Genomic DNA, 1,412 nt, shown 5'->3' on the forward strand with positions numbered 1-1,412 from the left:
TAATGCCGATCAGTTAAGAATTTAATGATCGGTTGACCGATCTTTTCAAGGCTTCAAAATCCGGTATCAGGTAACTGATATCGGATTTTTTTATGGACGTTTCTCAAGCTTTAGACATCATCAATACTGTTAAGCAGCCACAAGCTAAAGCGCTGTCTGACCTCATTCCATTAGACTTGATTGAACAAGCTTATCAGATGTCTGATACAGTTACCTTGCGCAAACGTAAGTTGTCGCTTGAATCACTGGTATGGCTACTTGTAGGCATGGCGCTGTACAATGACAAGTCGATATCTGATGTTGTAAACCAGCTCGATATTGTTGATCGCGAGGGTAAGCCTTTTGTGGCGAAAAGTGCGTTAACGCAGCGTCGTAAAACCTTGGGGGAAAGTGGTGCAAAGGCGGTGTATCAGCACATGACGGCGCACTGGCTCAGGCAGGCAAACTTACCTCAGTGGAATGGGCTGACGCTGTTAGGCGTTGATGGTGTCGTCTGGCGTACCGAAGATACGCCGGAAAATGCCGACGCGTTTTCACGCCAAAAGGATTCTCTTTACCCGCAAGTAAGAATGGTTTGTCAGATGGAGCTAAGCACCCACCTGATGACGGGAAGCGCGTTTGATAGTTACGCCGTCAACGAAATGAGGCTGGCCGAACAGCTTATCGAAACTACCCCAGATAATAGTGTCACCCTGTTCGATAAAGGGTTTTACTCCCTGGGCCTATTACATCAATGGCAGCTCGAAGGGGAAAACCGTCACTGGCTTATTCCTGTTAAAAAGAACCTGCAATATCAAGAAATTCGCTCCTTGGGACGCAACGACAAGTTGGTAATGTTAAGCAGTAACCCTCGCTCTAGGAAGTTATGGCCGGGATTACCCGATACCCTGACCGCTCGTATTGTGAGCCGAAAAATCAAAGGTAAAACCTATGAGGTGCTTACGTCAATGACTGATGCCATGCGCTACCCTGCAGCTGATATTGCTGACTTATATGGGCATCGCTGGGAGATTGAGCTGGGCTACAGGGAGCAAAAACAATACATGCTGGGAAACCGTCTGACCCTGCGCAGTCGCCTTCCTGAATTAGTGAAGCAGGAACTGTGGGGCGTATTGCTGACCTACAATCTAGTGCGATACCAGATGGTTCAGATGTGCTTTAACCTTAAAGGAAACTACCTGCCTTACCAGCTTAGTTTTAATGGTGCGCTGGCTCAGGTGACGTCGCTGCTGGTCGGTCTGCCTTATTCAACGCCCGGCGCAATTCCAAGGCAGTATAAATACCTGCATAAAATGGCTGAGAATCTTATTCTGGCTCCACGGCGAGAACGCAGCTTCCCCCGAACAGTTAAGAAGAGACCACAGCGATACAGCAGAAAGAAAAATGCCGCTCACCTTAAGTGAACGGCATTA

General features: G+C 47.8%; 1 protein-coding gene. It reads left to right on the forward strand.

Annotation, left to right across the window (positions count from 1 at the left end; genetic code table 11):
* The first annotated feature begins 92 nt into the window (after positions 1–92).
* Positions 93–1,403 carry an IS4 family transposase gene (locus LHL20_RS20910; protein WP_226434689.1) on the forward strand — a complete coding sequence of 437 codons (1,311 nt, stop codon included), beginning with the start codon at positions 93–95 and terminating at the stop codon, positions 1,401–1,403.
* Positions 1,404–1,412: the final 9 nt, after the last annotated feature.

It is taken from the genome of Alteromonas sp. McT4-15 (assembly GCF_020515205.1).
In the GTDB taxonomy this organism is placed as follows: domain Bacteria; phylum Pseudomonadota; class Gammaproteobacteria; order Enterobacterales; family Alteromonadaceae; genus Alteromonas.

Excerpts from the sequence above, each read along its gene's own strand:
- LHL20_RS20910 (WP_226434689.1), top strand. The coding sequence starts at position 93 with ATGGACGTTTCTCAAGCTTTAGACATCATCAATACTGTTAAGCAGCCA.